This is a genomic window from Sphingomonas sp. HITSZ_GF, from assembly GCF_029543155.1.
Taxonomy (GTDB): Bacteria; Pseudomonadota; Alphaproteobacteria; order Sphingomonadales; family Sphingomonadaceae; genus Sphingomonas.
On the sequence record NZ_JARQXA010000001.1, the window covers coordinates 153,033 to 168,131 of the forward strand.

Sequence of the window (15,099 nt, forward strand, 5' to 3'; positions counted from 1 at the left end):
AATGCGGACGATCGACCGCGGCTTCGTGCGGACGAAGGGCGGCGAGATCCATCTGCGGCAGGTGGCGGGGGAGGGGACGCCGCTGCTGCTCGTCCACGCGTCGCCCGGATCCTCGCGCGCGCTGGTACCTTTGCTCTCCGCCCTGGCCGGTTCGGACCTGCCGCTGATCGCACCCGACACGCCGGGCAACGGCGATTCGGACGATCTCGCGCCGGCGGATCCCGACATGGACTGGTATGCCGATGCCCTGGCGGCGCTGCTCGACCGGCTCGGGCTCGATCAAGTGGACCTGTATGGCACGCATACCGGCGCGCGGATCGCCGTGGAGACGGCCGCGCGCCATCCCGCGCGGGTCGGACGGCTGATCCTGGACGGGCTGATCGACTATCCGCCCGACGTCCGCGCGCTCTTCCTGCAGCATTATGCGCCGGAAAAGACTCCCGACGACTATGGCGGTCAATATGGCTGGGCGTTCAACTATATCCGCGACCAGGTCGTGCACTTCCCGCACTTCCTGCGCGACCCCGAGCATCGACTGATGACCCGGGCGATGCCCGATGCCGCCCAGTTGCACGCAGCGACGCTCGACGTGCTCAAGGCGCTGACATCCTATCACAAGGCGTATCGCGCGGCGTTTCGCCATCCTGTCGCAGAGCGGCTCAGCGCGGTGCAGGCGCCAACCCAGGTCTGGCGGGCCGAAGGCGAACTGCCGGACCTGCGCGCGGCCGTGGACGGGCTCGCGGCGCGGCTGCCTGCCGGCGAAATAGTGGAGGTCGGGCGCGCGCCCACGGAAAAAGCAGCGGCGATCGCCGCCTTCCTGGGGCGCGCGCCGCGAAGCTAGATGCCTGCCGCGTCGACGATCTGGTCGCCGCGGGCGAACCAGACGCCGGGACGCGCGGCAAGCTCGGCGAGCAGCCGCTCGAAGGCATCGATGCGATAGGGCAGGCCGAGAATATAGGGCGTCACGTTGAGCGGCAGCATGCGGCCGCCATAGGTCTCCGCCTCGCCCGCGAGCAGATCATAGGCGTCGAGCATCTGCTCGACATAGCTGTCGACCCCGTGCTGCTGGTTCACGATGATCTGCCGATCCGACAGCTCATGGCTGAGCGGCAGGTTGACGATGTCACCGGCGGCGGTGTGGAAGCGATAGGGCAGCTCGTCATTGACCCAGTCGCACATGTAATCGAGCCCCGCTTCGGCGAGCAGGTGCGGCGTGTTGAAGCTCTGCGAACGGGCGATCGACAGCCAGCCGCGCGGCCGGCCTCCCGTCGCCTTTTCCAGCGCATCGAGCGAGCCGGCGATCAGCGCGCGCTCGGTATCCTCATCGAGGCCGCTGGCGATGGTGCCGTTCATGTCGGTGGAATGCGCGATCACCTCATGCCCTGCGGCGACGATGTCACGAAGGATCGAGGGATAGCGCTCAGCGATGGCGCCGTTGGCGGCGACCGAGACGGTCGCGCCGACCTTCGCAAAGGCATCGAGCATCCGGTAGAAGCCCACGCGGGTGCCATATTCGCGCGCGGTGTAATGGCGATAGTCCGGGTAGCTGGTCTGCATGTGGCCCGGTGCGCGGAACGGCTTGTCCGCCGGGGTGATCGGAAACCATTCGAGATCAGCGACGATCCACACCGCGACCTTCTTCCCGCCGGGCCAGGCGATCGGTGCGCGGGCGCGCAGATCGGACCAGGGATAATAGTCGTGATCCATGCCGTGGCGGCGCTTGGGATAGTCGAGATAGGACGGGTCGAGCGTCATCAGCGCGCCTCCGTATAGCGTGCCGCATCCGCGGTCGCGGCGTCATAGCCATGGGCAAGGAAATGGTCGGCGATGTCGCCCGAGCGGGTGATCCAGGCGCGGCCATCGGCGGCGATGTGGCGCAACGCTTCCTCGAAGGCGGCGATGCGGTGCGGCTGGCCGATCAGATAGGCATGCAGCGGAATGCACATCACCGTGCCCGATTCGGCCCCCTCCGCCGCGAGCCGCTCGAACTGGCGGATCAGCGTCTGCGCATATTCGCGCGGGCTCATGTTATAGACGAGGAAGCCGTAATGGTCGTTCACTTCCAGGCTGTAGGGCATGGAGACGAGCCGGCCCTCGCGTACATGCACCGGCCCCGGCTGATCGTCATGATACAGGTCGCAGGTATAGGTGAGGCCATATTCGGCGATCAGGTCCAGCGTGCGCGGCGTGTGGGTCAGCGCGGGGGCGAGCCATCCCTTGATCGTCTGCCCCGTGGCGTCGCGCACGGTGCGGATCGCGTCCTCGATCAGCGCGCGCTCCTGCGCCTCGTCCATCCCGTAGCTGTAGCGGGTATTGTACACGCCGTGGCTGAAGAATTCCCAGCCGAGCGCGTTCACCTGATCGATGATTTCGGGGTGATGCTGGCACATCGCGACCGAGAGCGAGACCGAGCCCTTGAACCCGTGCCGCTCCATCGCGTCGACCAGCCGCTGGTGGCCGACGCGGTTGCCGAAGTCGCGGTGCGCATAGCCGACCACGTCCGGGTGCGGCTTGGTCCAGCTCTTGCGGTGCGGATTGGCGGGCGGATCGAGCTCGTAGAACTCGATATTGGGGGACACCCAGACCGCGACCGTCTTGCCCTCGGGCCATTCGATCTTCGCGCGGTCGCGATAGGGGCGGAAATCATAGAGGCCGGGATCGGCTTCGCCCTCGCGCATCAGCGAGCCTCCAGCCAGTCGATCACCGTCTGCACCGGCTCGACATCAGCATATTTCAGCTGAAGATCGGTGAGGTTGGCGAAGTGATAGCTCTCGTGTTTGTCGGCACAGGTCTCGATCGGCACGATCGTGCGATAGCCGCGGCTGAGGCTGTCGACCGCGGCGGCGCGGACGCAACCCGAGGTCGAGCCGCCGGTGAACACCACCGTATCGACCTTGTGCCAAACGAGCAGGCTCTGAAGCGGCGTCTCGAAGAAGGGCGAGGGCATGCGCTTGGTGTAGATGGCGTCGCGTTCGCGATCGATCTCGCAGCGATCGTCCAGCGCGTGGCGGCGCGAGCCGTACTTGATGTTCTGCAGGCTGTCTTCGGTGTTGGTGCGCGTGCCCCACACGCCCGCGTCGGACGCGTCATCGGCATAGGCGACGTGCGTCCAGATCACCGGCATGCCCTTGGCGCGCGCCAGGCGAGAGAGGGTGTTCACATATTCGATCTGCCGCGGATCGGTCTCATAGGCGGTCTTGAACTCGTCGATCCGGGTATAGGCGTTCTGCAGATCGATGTTCACGATCGCCAGCTTCTCGCCGAAGCCGAACTTCTTGCGCGCCGGATTGGCCATCACTTCTTCGAAGAGCTGCCGCGCCGTCTTGTCCTCGCGCACCATGCGTGTGCCCAAAATCGTCATGCTACCTCCATGATGCGGGTGTCGGCATCCCGGAAGCCGAGCGGCAGCCCGGCGTCCGGCGTGAAGCCGTAAAGGGGTTCGCCGGGCAGCGCCTCGGCAAGGATGGCGCGAACGCGGTTCAACTGCTCGATGTCGATGCCGGTGCGCAAGCCCATCGCCTCGAGCATGAAGACCAGGTCCTCGGTCACGATATTGCCCGATGCGCCGGGCGCGAACGGGCAGCCGCCCAGGCCGCCCAGCGAGCTGTCGAGCGTGGTGAGGCCGCATTCGAGCGCCGCCAGCGCGTTGGCGAGGCCGAGCCCGCGCGTATTGTGCAGGTGGACGCCGGTGACCGCCGCTTCGCCGACGGCGCCGCGCACCAGCGTGACGATGTGCCGCACCGCCGCCGGATCGGCATAGCCGGTGGTGTCCGAAATGCCGACTTCGTCGCAGCCCGCCGCCATCAGACCCTCGGCGAGACGGGCGATCTGCGCGTCGGCAATCGCGCCTTCGAGCGTGCAGCCAAAGGCGGTGGACAGGCTGCCCTCGAAATGCGGCCGCTGCCCGGCTGGCAGGGCGGCGATCATGCCGGCGATCTCCTTCGCTTCCGCCAGCACCTGCTCGTGCGTGCGGCGAAGATTGCGCAGCGAATGCGTCTCGGAGACGGAGAGCGGCAGCGTCAGCTTGTGCGCGCCGGCGGCAATCGCGGCGGCCGCGCCCTTCGCGTTCGGCACCAGCACCGCCACCGTGAGCCCCGGAATGGTGCGCGCGAACGCCACCACCTCGGCAGTGTCGGCGAGTTGTGGCAGGAGCTTGGCGGGCACGAAGCTGCCCACTTCGATCTCGCGCACCCCTGCGGCGGCTTCCGCTGCGATCCAGGCCTTCTTGGCCTCCAGCGGCATCACGCGATCGATGCTCTGCAGCCCGTCGCGCGGACCGACTTCGCTGACCAGAATGTCGATGCCCTTCATGGCTTCCATGGCGAGGTCCCCGGTTCCGGCCGAATGCCGGTCGTTGCGTTATTTGTATTAGGTCTATATCAAATAGGCGGCGCCGTTCAAGGCGCAGACGCAATGCCGGGAACAGAATGTCGCCAGATACCTTGCCTTTAGCCGGCCTCAAGGTCGTCGAGTTCACCCATATGGTCATGGGGCCCGCGGTGGGCGTGATCCTTGCCGATCTTGGCGCGGAAGTCATCAAGGTGGAGCCGCTGGGCGGCGACCAGACGCGCGAGCTGCTCGGCTCGGGCGCCGGCTATTTCCCGATGTTCAACCGCAACAAGCGCAGCATCTGCCTCGACCTGAAGAGCGCCGAGGGGCTGGCGGCGGCGCGTGGGCTGCTCGCCGAGGCGGACATCCTGATCGAGAATTTCCGGCCCGGCACGCTGGCCAAGCTCGGCCTGTCGTACGAATCGCTAAAGGCCGAGAATCCGCGGATCATCTATTGCTCGGCCAAGGGCTTCCTGGCCGGTCCCTATGAGCAGCGCACCGCGCTCGACGAAGTGACGCAGATGATGGGCGGCCTTGCCTATATGACCGGCCCGCCGGGACGGCCGTTGCGCGCCGGCTCCTCGGTGATCGACATCACCGGCGGCATGTTCGGCGTGATCGGCATCCTCGCCGCGCTCGAGCGGCGCCACCGGACGGGCGAGGGCGGCGAAGTCCGCTGCTCGCTGTTCGAGACGACCGCGTTCCTGGTGGGGCAGCACATGGCGCAGGCCGCGGTGACCGGCCAGGCCGCGCGGCCGATGCCGGTGCGTATCTCCGCCTGGGCGATCTACGACGTGTTCGAGACCGCCAATGCGGACGAGCAGCTGTTCGTCGGCGTGGTCAGCGACGGGCAATGGGTGGCGTTCTGCCGTGCGTTCGGCCTCGACGCGCTGGGCGACAACCCGGACTATGCCAAGAACAACCAGCGCGTGCTGGCGCGCGACGCCATCCTGCCGGAAGTGCGCGCGCTGTTCGCCGCACTGCCGCGCGCCGAGCTGGTGGCGAAGCTCGAGACGATCGGGCTGCCCTTCGCCCCGATAACCCGGCCGGAGGACCTGTTCGACGATCCGCAGCTGAACGCAGGCGGGCTCGTCGAGCTCACGCTGGCGGATGGCCGGAAGACTCGCCTGCCGGGCCTGCCGATCGAAATCGACGGCGAGCGTCCCGGGCTGATCCGCGACCTGCCCCAGGCCGGCGCGGATACCGATGCGGTGCTGGCCGAGATCGGGCATCGCGCGGCGGCGCCGACGGCCTCCTGACATGGCCGGCAGCACGCTATTCGACAAGCTGTGGGACCTGCACGCGATCGACGACCTGGGCGACGGCACCGGGTTGCTGCTGATCGACCGGATCCTGCTGCACGAGCGCACCGGCAGCGTCGCGCTGGAGAGCCTGCGCGACGCCGGAAGGCCGGTGCGGGCGCCGAAGCACGTGTTCGTCACCATGGACCATATCGTCGATACGCTGCCCGGCCGCGGCGACGCGACGATCATGCCGACGGGCACCCAGTTCATCCAGGCGACGCGCGCCGCGGCGCAGGAGGCGGGACTCACGCTGTTCGACGTTCGCGATCCGCGGCAGGGCATCGTCCATGTCATTTCGCCGGAGCAGGGGATCGTGCTGCCGGGGCTGACCCTGGTCTGCCCGGACAGCCATAGCTGCACGCAGGGCGCGCTGGGCGCGCTCGCCTGGGGCATCGGCTCCACCGAGGCCGAGCATGCGCTCGCCACCTCGACTCTGCGCGTCCGCAAGCCGCGGACCATGCGCGTCCGTATCGACGGTGCGCTGGCCGCGGGCGTCACCGCGAAGGACCTGGCGCTGCACCTCGTCGCGCGCCTCGGCTCGGCGGGGGCCAGCGGCCATCATGTCGAGTTCGCCGGATCGGCCGTTACCGCGCTCGACATCGAGGGGCGGCTGACGCTCTGCAACATGGCCACCGAAATGGCCGCCTTTTCGGCGATCGTGGCGCCCGACGAGAAGACCATCGCCTATCTCGAAGGGCGCAGCTACGCGCCGAAGGGAGCGGCGTGGGACGCCGCCGTCGCCTTCTGGCGTACGCTTGCGACCGATGCCGATGCGGTGTTCGACCGCGAGCATCTCATCGACGCCGCCGATGTGGCGCCCATGGTCTCCTGGGGCACGAGCCCGCAGCAATCGGTGCCGCTCGGCGCCGCGGTTCCGGGTTTCGACGGTGACGCCGGCCACGGCACCCAGGCGGCGCATGACCGGGCGCTCGACTATATGGCAGTCGCGGAGGGCCAGCCGCTGGGGGCGCTGCCGATCGACGCGGCGTTCATCGGCTCGTGCACCAATGCCCGGCTTTCCGACCTGCGGCGTGCGGCGGCGATCCTGAAGGGCCGGCACGTCGCGCCGGGCGTCAAGGCGATCTGCGTGCCCGGTTCGACCCAGGTGAAGGCGCAGGCCGAGGCCGAGGGCCTCGACCGGATCTTCCGCGAGGCAGGCTTCGAGTGGCGCGAGGCCGGCTGCTCGATGTGCTTCTTCGCCGGCGGGGAAAGCTTCGGCCATCGCCAGCGCGTCGTCACCTCGACCAACCGCAATTTCGAGAGCCGCCAGGGGCCGGAGACGCGCTCGCACCTCGCTTCGCCGGAGACGGTCGCCGCGTCGGCGATCGCGGGCCATCTCGTCGATCCGCGGGAATTCGCGCAATGAGCAGTGCACCGTTTCGCCACCTGACCGCGATCGGCGTCCCGCTGCTGCGCGACAATGTCGATACCGACGCGATCATTCCGTCGCGTGAGATGAAGTCGGTATCCAAGCACGGGCTGTCCGACGGGCTGTTCGCCGGCTGGCGCTACACCGAAGTCGGCGGGCGCACCCCCGATGGCGGCTTCATCCTCAACCAGGCGGGGTTCGCCGTGGGGCAGATCCTGGTGTCGGGCGCGAACTTCGGATGCGGGTCGAGCCGCGAGCATGCTGCCTGGGCGCTGGCCGAATATGGCTTCCGGGCGATTCTGGCATCGAGCTTCAATCCGATCTTCCGCGGCAACTGCGTGCGCAACGGCATCGTGCCCGTCGAGCTGCCCCAGGACGTGGTGGCCGGGCTCGCGGCGTTCCTGCTGGAAGGCGGCGGCACGCGGGAAGTCACGGTCGATCTCGAGAACAACTGCGTCTCCTGCGCGCTTGGCGAATGGCGCTTCGCGCTGGAGGAAGAGAGCCGGCAGATGCTGCTGGAAGGGCTCGATGCCATCGACCTGACGCTGCGCGCGCAGGATCGCATCGCAGCTTTCCGCGATCACGATCGCGTCCGCCGCGCCTGGGCCTATCTCTGATCTGCCTGGGGGCAGCAGGCCGCGAGCCTGCTGGATGGACTGGTGCCGAGTGCAGGGATCGAACCCGCGACCTTCGGTTTACAAAACCGCTGCTCTACCAGCTGAGCTAACCCGGCGCCGGATGCGGGGGCTGTGATAGGTTTGTCCCTGGGGGTCAAGGGCGTTGGCAAGCCGGCGGCGGCACCCCATGTGCGGGGCGACAGCTGAAAGGACCTGCCACATGCCGCGCCCGCTGAAGATCGACTTCGTTTCCGACGTTTCCTGCCCTTGGTGCATCATCGGATTGCGCGGTCTCGAGGAAGCGCTGGCGCGGACCGAGGGCGCGGTGGCGGCGGACATCCGTTTCCAGCCCTTCGAGCTCAATCCCCAGATGGCGCCCGAGGGAGAGAATATCGGCGAGCATATCGCGCGCAAATATGGCGCCACGCCCGAGCAGTCCGCCGCCAATCGCCAGATGATCCGCGATCGTGCCGCTGCGCTTGGCTTCGCGATGAACAGCGCGGCCGACAGCCGCATCTACAACACGTTCGACGCGCACCGGCTGCTCCACTGGGCGGAGATCGAGGGCAGGCAGGCTGCACTCAAGCATGCGCTGTTCACGGCCTATTTCACCGACCAGCAGGATCCCTCGAACCATGACGTGCTGGTCGCGGCGGCCGAGACGGCGGGGCTGGACGGCGCGGCGGCGCGCGAGGTGTTGGCCTCGGGGCGCTATACCCAGGAGGTGCGCGCGGCCGAGCAGCTCTGGCAGGGCCGGGGGATCAATTCGGTGCCGGCGATCGTGATCGAGGACAAATGGCTGATCTCCGGCGGCCAGCCACCCGAGGCGTTCGAGCAAGCACTGCGCCAGATCGCGGCGGAGGTGGCGGCCTAGCGTACCCCGAAGGTCCAGCCTTCGGTGCGGGCGAGCTCGGGGGTGAGCCCCTCGGGTGCCCAGAGGCCTGGGTCGTCCGCCACCGCGCGCAGCCAGGCAGCGCTGAGCATCGCGTCGGTGGCGTGATCGTCATAGCGGGCGAGCGGGGCGTGGGGCTTGGAGCCGAGCGCCGCGAGCATCGCATCGAGCGTGGCGCCGTCGCGGATCTTGGAGATTCCCTTGCGCATCCCCGCCGTCCGCGCGGCGAGCGAGGTGTAGATCTCGACCAGTACCGGGCCGGCTTCGGGCAGCGGATCGAACGGCCAGATCGGGACCTGGCCGCGCAGCAGGTGCAACACGCGCATGCCGGTGAGGCTCGACTTGCCGACCTGCGAGGCGCCAACCAGGTTGAAGCAGCTATAGGGCGACAGCTGCATCGCCGCCTGGCCATGCTCGCACACCCGGAAGCGGCCGCGGCCCGGCGGGAACAGGTCGCCGCAATCGCCCATCTGGCGGAAATGGCGGCGCGCCTCGGGATGGCTGACGAAGCTGGTCGCGGCAAGATGCGGGTCTTCCGCCGAGAGTTCTTCGACGAGCGCCCACAGCGCGGGGCCGTCGGGCGGGGACTGGTTCCAGCCCGGGAAATAGGCGCCCTGATCGACGAGCGGGAATGCGGGGGAGAGGTCGAGGCCGATCAGCGCGCGCGTGCCGCTGTCCGCCAGGTCGCCGAGCCAGTCGGCAATGTCCTGGCGTGACCAGTTGCGCTCGACCAGTTCGGGGGCGCCGGTGCCTGCCTGCGCACATGCGACGGCCAAGCCTTTTGGCCGTTCGACGGCCTGGCCCGACCAGTCGATCGCGATGAAATCAGTGAAAACGGGCATGCCGATCAGGACAACCCGTCACCCTGAACTTGTTTCAGGGTCCAACTCTCCGCAGGCGATATCCCTCGCGGTGCCTTGGATGCTGAAACAAGTTCAGCATGACGAAGAAGGGTAATCACGGTCGCTCGGCCATCCCAGCGGCGATGCGCTGGGGCTTCTTGGCGCGATCCCACCAGGCGCGCTGGATGTAGAGTTCGATCCGCTCGCGACTGTCGGTGCCGAAGCGCACCAGCAGCATCGGATAATTGGCGTAGTGATCGGTTTGCCAGAAGGTATCCGGATCGGTCTCGAACAGGATTTCCTTCTCCGCATTGGTGACCATCAGGCCGAAGCTGCCCTTCTCGCGGCCAGGCGACATCAGTCCCTTGCCGTTGATTTTCGGACAGGGCGTGCCCCACCAGCTTTCCAGCACCACATCGGGCAGGGTGCAGGCATAGGTCGTGGCTTCGTCCCAGTTTTTCATGGCCTACTCCGCTATCCCGGCGAAAGCCGGGATCTCAGGCGAAGGCGCGGGGAAGGAGGCGCACGAGATCCCGGCTCTCGCCGGGATGACGGCTATACTATCCACCCCGCCGCTTCTCCCGCATCTCATTCCACCAGGCGAGCCGTTCGGCGATGCGCTTCTCGTGACCTCGATCGGTGGGGGTGTAGAAGGTCTGCGGCGCCATTTCCTCGGGCCAGTAATTGTCGCCCGAGAAGCCGCCCTCCGCGTCATGGTCATAGGTATAGCCCTGGCCATAGCCGATCTGCTTCATCAGCTTGGTGGGAGCGTTGAGGATATTCTGCGGCGGCATCAGCGAGCCGGTTTCCTTCGCGCTCCGCCACGCCGCCTTCTGCGCCATATAGGCCGCGTTCGATTTGGGCGCGGTGGCGACGTAGAGACAGGCCTGGGCGATCGCCAGTTCGCCCTCGGGGGAGCCCAGGAACTCATAGGTGTCCTTGGCCGCGAGACACTGGACCAGCGCGTTGGGGTCGGCCAGGCCGATGTCCTCCACTGCCATGCGCACCAGCCGGCGCAGCACATAGAGCGGCTCCTCGCCGGCGGTGAGCATGCGCGCGAGATAATAGAGCGCCGCCTGGGGGTCGCTGCCGCGCACCGATTTGTGGAGCGCGGAGATCAGGTTGTAATGCCCCTCGCGATCCTTGTCGTAAACGGCAACGCGGCGCTGGAGGAAATCGCCGAGCGCAGCGGGATCGAGCGGCTTCTCGAACTGGACCGAGAACAAAGTCTCGGCCTGGTTGAGCAGGAAGCGCCCGTCGCCGTCGGCGCTTGCCACCAGTGCCTCGCGCGCCTCCGGGGTGAGGGGGAGGGGGCGCTCCTCGGCGGCCTCTGCACGGTCGAGCAGGCGGGTGAGCGCGGCGGCATCGAGCCGGTGGAGGATCAACACCTGGGCGCGGCTGAGCACGGCGGCATTGAGCTCGAAACTTGGGTTCTCGGTGGTCGCCCCGACCAAGGTGACCGTGCCGTCCTCTACATAGGGCAGGAAGCCGTCCTGCTGGGCGCGGTTGAAGCGGTGGATCTCGTCGACGAAGAGCAGGGTCTTGCGGCCGAGCCGGGCATATTCCCTGGCCTCGGCGAAGACCTTCTTCAGGTCCGCCACGCCCGAGAACACCGCGCTGATCGCGACGAAGCGCAGGCCCACCGCATCGGCGAGCAGGCGGGAGATCGTGGTCTTGCCGGTGCCGGGAGGCCCCCAGAGGATGATCGAGCTGAGCTTGCCCGCCGCGACCATCCGGCCGATCGCGCCCTCGGGCCCGGTAAGGTGCTCCTGCCCGACGACATCGGCGAGGCTTTGCGGGCGCAGGCGATCGGCGAGCGGCCCGTTGGGCTGGGGCGCCTCGGCGGCAAAAGAGGGTTCCTGGGCAGCGAAGAGATCGGCCATGCGCCCAAGATAGGCGTGTGCGATGGATTCTGCATCCCAAGCTTTGACCAAACGCAATTGGCGTTGCCGCGCGCCGGTGCATCATGCCGCCAAAGGAGATGCACGATGCAGTATGACGTCATCATTGTGGGCGGCGGCCCGGCTGGGCTCGCCTTCGCGCGGTCGCTCGACGACATGGGGCTGGAAACGCTGCTGGTCGAGCGCCAGCCGCATGCCGCGCTGGCCGATCCCGCCTATGACGGGCGCGAGATCGCGCTCACCCATGGCTCGCGCGCGATCCTCGAGCGGCTGGGCGCCTGGCAGCGCCTGCCGGAGAGCCGGATATCGCCGCTCCAGGCGGCACGGGTGCGCAACGGGCGCTCGGCCTTCGCGCTCGATTTCGAGCCCGGTCCCAACGGCGAGGCGCTGGGCTGGCTGGTGCCCAACCACCTGATCCGCCGCGCGCTGTTCGAGACGATTGCCGACCAGCCGGGGCTGCGGCTCGCCTGTGGATCGAGCCTGGTATCGGCGCGGGCCGATCGGCGCTTCGCCGAAGTGTCGCTGTCGACCGGGGAGCGGGTGCGCGGCCGGCTGCTGGTCGCGGCGGATTCGCGCTTTTCCCCGGTACGCGAGGCGCTGGGCATCTCGGCCGAGGTCAACCGGCTCGGCAGCGCGATGCTGGTCTGCCGCGTGTCGCATCCCAAGCCGCATGGCCAGGTCGCCACCGAATGGTTCGGCCATGGCCAGACCATGGCGCTGTTGCCGCTGAACGGCGGCATGTCGTCGGTGGTGCTGACGCTGCCCGAGCGCGAGATCGCGGTGCTGGCGACGATGTGCGACACTGCGCTGGGCGTCGAGCTGACCCGGCGCTCGGCCAATCTTCTGGGCCCGATGGAAGTGGCGGGATCGCGCCACGTCTATCCGCTGGCGACGACCTGGGCGAAGCATTTCGGCACGCACCGCGCGGCGCTGATCGGCGATGCCGCGGTGGGCATGCACCCGGTCACTGCGCACGGCTTCAACCTGGGGCTGAGCGGGCAGGCGCTGCTCGCGGCGGAAGTGGGCGAGGCGGTTCGGCGGGGGCGCGATCCGGGCGGCGATCCGGTGATCCGCGCCTATGAGGAAGGGCATCGCGCCGCCGCGCGGCCGCTCTATCTCGGCACCAATTTCCTGGTGACTCTCTACACCGACGAGCGCCCGATCGCCCGCGCGGTGCGCCATGCCGGGCTGCGCATCGGCGCACGGCTGCCCGTGTTTCGCTCGGGGGTGCGGAGCATGTTAATGGCGCGATAGGGCGGCGCGCGCCGCCACACGCACGCGAATTTCCCGCGTGGAGGGGCTTGTCAAAAACAGTTTAAGATATATCTTGTGCGCATCAAAAGTCGTACAGGAGTTATTATGCGACATCATCATCACGGCCATCGCGGCATGCATTTCGGCCGCCGCGGCGGCTTTGGCGGACCCGAGTTCGCCATGGCATTCGGCTTTGGCGGGCGCGGCGGCTTCGGCCATGGCGAGCGCGGCGGCCGTCGCCGCATGTTCGACGGCACCGAGCTTCGCCTGATCCTGCTCAAGCTGATCGAGGAGCAGCCGCGCCACGGCTATGACCTGATCAAGGAGATCGAGGAGCGTTCGGGCGGCGCCTATGCCCCGAGCCCGGGCGTGGTCTATCCGACCCTCACCATGCTCGACGACATGGGCCTGATCGAGGAGAGCAAGAGCGAAGGCGCCAAGAAGCAGTTCGCGATCACCGCGGACGGCACCGCGCATCTCGCCGAGCGCGCGGAGGAAGTGGAGGCGCTGTTCGAGCGGCTCCAGCAGCTCGCCGGCATGCGCGCGCGTGCCGATGGCGGCCCGATCCGCCGCGCGATGGTCAATCTTCGTGCCGTGCTGCAGGAACGCCTTGCGGGCGAAAGCGTCGATCCCGACATGCTGCACAACGTCGCGGAGATCCTCGACGAGGCTGCCCGGAAGATCGAGCGGCTCTGAGCCTTGCCCAGGCTCGAACTACTCAGGCGGCGGCTCGGGATCGTGCCGCCGCCGATGGAGACGGAATCTATGACTGTGACCACGCTTTCCGCCGAGGCGCTTGCGCCCACCGAGCATGCCAGCCGCTACCTTCAGCAGCTGTGCAAGCACTGGCAGCACAATCTGCAGGTGGAATTCACGCCGGAGAACGGCACGGTGATCTTTCCAAAGGACGCGCGCGGCGCCAATCACCCGGGCGATGCGGTGGTGACGTTCAACGTCGCCGAGACCGGGCTCGACATCCGGATCGATGCCAGCTCGGCCGAGCAGCTCGAAGGGCTGAAGGGCGCGGTGGAACGCCATCTCGACCGCTTCGCGTTTCGCGAAGACGGGCTGAAATACGACTGGAAGTAAGCGGATTCTCCTTCTCCCCGCGTGGGGAGAAGGGGATCAGGCGCGCTGCACGACCGTTTCGATATAGGCGTCGAGCACCTTCTGGTTGATCGCGTTCCACACATAGGCGCTGGCGATCTCGTGCCCGGCGACACCGGCGGCCTTTCGTGCCGCATGGTCCTCGCAATAATGCTGGATCGCGTCGGCATAGCGGCCCACCGCGCCCTTGCCGGGCTGCACCAGGATGCCGCTGACATTCTCCTCGACCATGCCGACCGGGCCGACCGCATGGGCGGCGACCACCGGCACGCCCGCGGCCATCGCTTCCAGCGTGACGTTGCCGAAGCTCTCGGTGAGCGAGGGGTTGAAGAACACGTCCATCGAGGCGACGGCACGACCGAGATCGTCGCCCGCCTGGAAGCCGGCGAACACCGCATCGGGCACGCGCTCGGCGAACCACTCCTGCGCAGGCCCCTTGCCGATCACCAGCACCCGGTGCTTGACCCCGCGTCGCTGCAGCTCGGCGACGACCTCGGCGAAGATGTCGAGCCCCTTTTCGAGCACCAGCCGGCCGAGGAAGCTCACTGCGACCTCGTCGTCCTGGATGCCCAGGCTGCGCCGCCATTCGAGGCTGCGGCGGCCGGGGTTGAACCGGTCATGGTTCACGCCGCGCGACCAGGTCCGCATCGGCCGGGTGACGCCCCAGCTGCGCAGCAATTCCTCCATGCCGCGGCCGGTGGGCAGCACGGTGTCGAAGCGATTGTAGAAGCGGGTGAGCGTCCAGATCAGCAGCGGGGTGACGAAGCCGATCTTGTAGTAGGAAGGATAGGTCTCGAAGCGGGTGTGGACCGACGCGACCGAGGCGATGTTGTTGCGGCGCGCCCAGGTGACCGCGCGGTGGCCGAGGATCTCCGGCGCGGAGACATGGACGAGATTGGGGGCGAAGGCCTCCAGGTCGGGCAGCACCGCCTTGATGCCCTTGGCGAACTTGTATTCGTCGCGCCCGCCCGGCACCGGCAGCGAGGGCACGCTCACCAGATCGCCGATCGGCGGGAAGGCCGGAGTATCGGTGGTCGGCGAATAGACCCGCACCTTCACACCCTGCTCGAGCAGATAGCCGACGAGCAGGTTGAGCGCCTGGTTCGCGCCGTCGCGGACATAATTATAGTTGCCGCTGAACAGCGCGACGCGGAGGTCGGTGGGCTTCATGGCGCGCGCGATACCGCCCGCGGGCGCGAGGGGCAACCTTGTGGCGGTGTGGCGAATTGTCTCGGCCATGAGCAACAGTTTTCGAAAAGGCGCCAGGGTCCGCTGGACCTGGGCCGACGACACCGCGCACGGCCGGATCGAGGAGCGTTTCGAGCGGCGCGTGCAGCGGACCTTCAAGGGAACGAAGGTGGTGCGCAACGGCAGTGGGGAGAACCCCGCCTATCTGATCGTGCAGGAGGATGGCACGAAGCTGCTCAAGCTGGGTGCCGAGCTGGCGGCGGATTGAGCGGGATCGCCGGGCCGGCGCGGCGCGG

General features: G+C 67.8%; 17 protein-coding genes and 1 tRNA gene. 9 read left to right on the forward strand and 9 right to left on the reverse strand.

Annotation, left to right across the window (positions count from 1 at the left end; genetic code table 11):
- Position 1 precedes the first annotated feature (1 nt).
- On the forward strand, positions 2–841 hold the full coding sequence (locus P6144_RS00735) for an alpha/beta hydrolase (protein ID WP_277765812.1): 840 nt from the start codon (positions 2–4) through the stop codon (positions 839–841).
- Here P6144_RS00735 and P6144_RS00740 read toward each other — a convergent pair.
- Genes P6144_RS00740 through P6144_RS00755 form a run of 4 tightly spaced genes read right to left on the reverse strand, consistent with a single transcriptional unit; the run spans position 838 to position 4,320 of the window.
- Complete coding sequence (locus P6144_RS00740) at positions 838–1,755, reverse strand: polysaccharide deacetylase family protein (RefSeq protein ID WP_277765813.1); 918 nt, start codon at positions 1,753–1,755, stop codon at positions 838–840. The two genes, P6144_RS00735 and P6144_RS00740, sit on opposite strands and share 4 nt — an antisense overlap.
- Positions 1,755–2,678, reverse strand: a complete 924-nt coding sequence (locus P6144_RS00745; RefSeq protein ID WP_277765814.1) for a polysaccharide deacetylase family protein — start codon at positions 2,676–2,678, stop codon at positions 1,755–1,757. The genes P6144_RS00740 and P6144_RS00745 overlap by 1 nt, the downstream gene beginning before the upstream one ends.
- Positions 2,678–3,361, reverse strand: coding sequence for an isochorismatase family protein (locus P6144_RS00750; protein WP_277765815.1), 684 nt, complete (start codon positions 3,359–3,361; stop codon positions 2,678–2,680). The genes P6144_RS00745 and P6144_RS00750 overlap by 1 nt, the downstream gene beginning before the upstream one ends.
- Positions 3,358–4,320, reverse strand: a complete 963-nt coding sequence (locus P6144_RS00755) for a hydroxymethylglutaryl-CoA lyase (RefSeq protein ID WP_277765816.1) — start codon at positions 4,318–4,320, stop codon at positions 3,358–3,360. The genes P6144_RS00750 and P6144_RS00755 overlap by 4 nt, the downstream gene beginning before the upstream one ends.
- A 107-nt stretch (positions 4,321–4,427) precedes the next feature.
- On the opposite strand from P6144_RS00755, the gene P6144_RS00760 reads away from it, so the two are divergent.
- Genes P6144_RS00760 through leuD form a run of 3 tightly spaced genes read left to right on the forward strand, consistent with a single transcriptional unit; the run spans position 4,428 to position 7,619 of the window.
- Complete coding sequence (locus P6144_RS00760) at positions 4,428–5,588, forward strand: CoA transferase (protein WP_277765817.1); 1,161 nt, start codon at positions 4,428–4,430, stop codon at positions 5,586–5,588.
- 1 nt (position 5,589) lies between these two features.
- The gene (locus P6144_RS00765) at positions 5,590–6,999 is read left to right on the forward strand and encodes a 3-isopropylmalate dehydratase large subunit (RefSeq protein WP_277765818.1); all 1,410 of its coding nucleotides are present in this window, start codon (positions 5,590–5,592) and stop codon (positions 6,997–6,999) included.
- Positions 6,996–7,619, forward strand: a complete 624-nt coding sequence (gene leuD, locus P6144_RS00770; protein ID WP_277765819.1) for a 3-isopropylmalate dehydratase small subunit — start codon at positions 6,996–6,998, stop codon at positions 7,617–7,619. Before P6144_RS00765 ends, leuD begins: the two co-directional genes overlap by 4 nt.
- Positions 7,620–7,659: 40 nt before the next feature.
- On the opposite strand, the gene P6144_RS00775 is transcribed toward leuD, so the two are convergent.
- Positions 7,660–7,735, reverse strand: a tRNA-Thr gene (locus P6144_RS00775).
- 104 nt (positions 7,736–7,839) lie between these two features.
- Between P6144_RS00775 and P6144_RS00780 the strand changes: the two genes are divergently transcribed.
- The gene (locus P6144_RS00780) at positions 7,840–8,493 is read left to right on the forward strand and encodes a DsbA family oxidoreductase (RefSeq protein WP_277765820.1); all 654 of its coding nucleotides are present in this window, start codon (positions 7,840–7,842) and stop codon (positions 8,491–8,493) included.
- Here the strand turns inward: P6144_RS00780 and P6144_RS00785 are convergent.
- The 3 genes from P6144_RS00785 to P6144_RS00795 form a co-directional block, all read right to left on the reverse strand.
- Positions 8,490–9,353, reverse strand: coding sequence for a hypothetical protein (locus P6144_RS00785; RefSeq protein ID WP_277765821.1), 864 nt, complete (start codon positions 9,351–9,353; stop codon positions 8,490–8,492). The genes P6144_RS00780 and P6144_RS00785 overlap by 4 nt on opposite strands.
- A 115-nt stretch (positions 9,354–9,468) precedes the next feature.
- Positions 9,469–9,816: a hypothetical protein gene (locus tag P6144_RS00790; RefSeq protein WP_277765822.1), complete on the reverse strand. Its 348-nt coding sequence runs from the start codon at positions 9,814–9,816 to the stop codon at positions 9,469–9,471.
- A gap of 97 nt (positions 9,817–9,913) precedes the next feature.
- A complete protein-coding gene (locus P6144_RS00795; protein WP_277765823.1) occupies positions 9,914–11,236 on the reverse strand; it encodes a replication-associated recombination protein A in 1,323 nt (440 codons plus the stop codon).
- A gap of 105 nt (positions 11,237–11,341) precedes the next feature.
- Between P6144_RS00795 and ubiM the strand changes: the two genes are divergently transcribed.
- The 3 genes from ubiM to P6144_RS00810 all read left to right on the forward strand — a co-directional run bounded on the left by ubiM (position 11,342) and on the right by P6144_RS00810 (position 13,597).
- Positions 11,342–12,508, forward strand: coding sequence for a 5-demethoxyubiquinol-8 5-hydroxylase UbiM (gene ubiM, locus P6144_RS00800; RefSeq protein WP_277765824.1), 1,167 nt, complete (start codon positions 11,342–11,344; stop codon positions 12,506–12,508).
- A gap of 180 nt (positions 12,509–12,688) precedes the next feature.
- The gene (locus P6144_RS00805) at positions 12,689–13,204 is read left to right on the forward strand and encodes a PadR family transcriptional regulator (protein ID WP_277766744.1); all 516 of its coding nucleotides are present in this window, start codon (positions 12,689–12,691) and stop codon (positions 13,202–13,204) included.
- 69 nt (positions 13,205–13,273) lie between these two features.
- Complete coding sequence (locus P6144_RS00810; RefSeq protein ID WP_277765825.1) at positions 13,274–13,597, forward strand: DUF2218 domain-containing protein; 324 nt, start codon at positions 13,274–13,276, stop codon at positions 13,595–13,597.
- Positions 13,598–13,633: 36 nt separating this feature from the next.
- On the opposite strand, the gene P6144_RS00815 is transcribed toward P6144_RS00810, so the two are convergent.
- Positions 13,634–14,785, reverse strand: a complete 1,152-nt coding sequence (locus P6144_RS00815) for a glycosyltransferase family 1 protein (RefSeq protein WP_277765826.1) — start codon at positions 14,783–14,785, stop codon at positions 13,634–13,636.
- A gap of 67 nt (positions 14,786–14,852) precedes the next feature.
- Between P6144_RS00815 and P6144_RS00820 the strand changes: the two genes are divergently transcribed.
- A complete protein-coding gene (locus P6144_RS00820; RefSeq protein ID WP_277765827.1) occupies positions 14,853–15,071 on the forward strand; it encodes a DUF2945 domain-containing protein in 219 nt (72 codons plus the stop codon).
- The last annotated feature ends 28 nt before the right edge of the window (positions 15,072–15,099 follow it).

Excerpts from the sequence above, each read along its gene's own strand:
- P6144_RS00735 (WP_277765812.1), top strand. The coding sequence starts at position 2 with ATGCGGACGATCGACCGCGGCTTCGTGCGGACGAAGGGCGGCGAGATC.
- P6144_RS00740 (WP_277765813.1), bottom strand. The coding sequence starts at position 1,755 with ATGACGCTCGACCCGTCCTATCTCGACTATCCCAAGCGCCGCCACGGC.
- P6144_RS00745 (WP_277765814.1), bottom strand. The coding sequence starts at position 2,678 with ATGCGCGAGGGCGAAGCCGATCCCGGCCTCTATGATTTCCGCCCCTAT.
- P6144_RS00750 (WP_277765815.1), bottom strand. The coding sequence starts at position 3,361 with ATGACGATTTTGGGCACACGCATGGTGCGCGAGGACAAGACGGCGCGG.
- P6144_RS00755 (WP_277765816.1), bottom strand. The coding sequence starts at position 4,320 with ATGGAAGCCATGAAGGGCATCGACATTCTGGTCAGCGAAGTCGGTCCG.
- P6144_RS00760 (WP_277765817.1), top strand. The coding sequence starts at position 4,428 with ATGTCGCCAGATACCTTGCCTTTAGCCGGCCTCAAGGTCGTCGAGTTC.
- P6144_RS00765 (WP_277765818.1), top strand. The coding sequence starts at position 5,590 with ATGGCCGGCAGCACGCTATTCGACAAGCTGTGGGACCTGCACGCGATC.
- leuD (WP_277765819.1), top strand. The coding sequence starts at position 6,996 with ATGAGCAGTGCACCGTTTCGCCACCTGACCGCGATCGGCGTCCCGCTG.
- P6144_RS00780 (WP_277765820.1), top strand. The coding sequence starts at position 7,840 with ATGCCGCGCCCGCTGAAGATCGACTTCGTTTCCGACGTTTCCTGCCCT.
- P6144_RS00785 (WP_277765821.1), bottom strand. The coding sequence starts at position 9,353 with ATGCCCGTTTTCACTGATTTCATCGCGATCGACTGGTCGGGCCAGGCC.
- P6144_RS00790 (WP_277765822.1), bottom strand. The coding sequence starts at position 9,816 with ATGAAAAACTGGGACGAAGCCACGACCTATGCCTGCACCCTGCCCGAT.
- P6144_RS00795 (WP_277765823.1), bottom strand. The coding sequence starts at position 11,236 with ATGGCCGATCTCTTCGCTGCCCAGGAACCCTCTTTTGCCGCCGAGGCG.
- ubiM (WP_277765824.1), top strand. The coding sequence starts at position 11,342 with ATGCAGTATGACGTCATCATTGTGGGCGGCGGCCCGGCTGGGCTCGCC.
- P6144_RS00805 (WP_277766744.1), top strand. The coding sequence starts at position 12,689 with ATGGCATTCGGCTTTGGCGGGCGCGGCGGCTTCGGCCATGGCGAGCGC.
- P6144_RS00810 (WP_277765825.1), top strand. The coding sequence starts at position 13,274 with ATGACTGTGACCACGCTTTCCGCCGAGGCGCTTGCGCCCACCGAGCAT.
- P6144_RS00815 (WP_277765826.1), bottom strand. The coding sequence starts at position 14,785 with ATGAAGCCCACCGACCTCCGCGTCGCGCTGTTCAGCGGCAACTATAAT.
- P6144_RS00820 (WP_277765827.1), top strand. The coding sequence starts at position 14,853 with ATGAGCAACAGTTTTCGAAAAGGCGCCAGGGTCCGCTGGACCTGGGCC.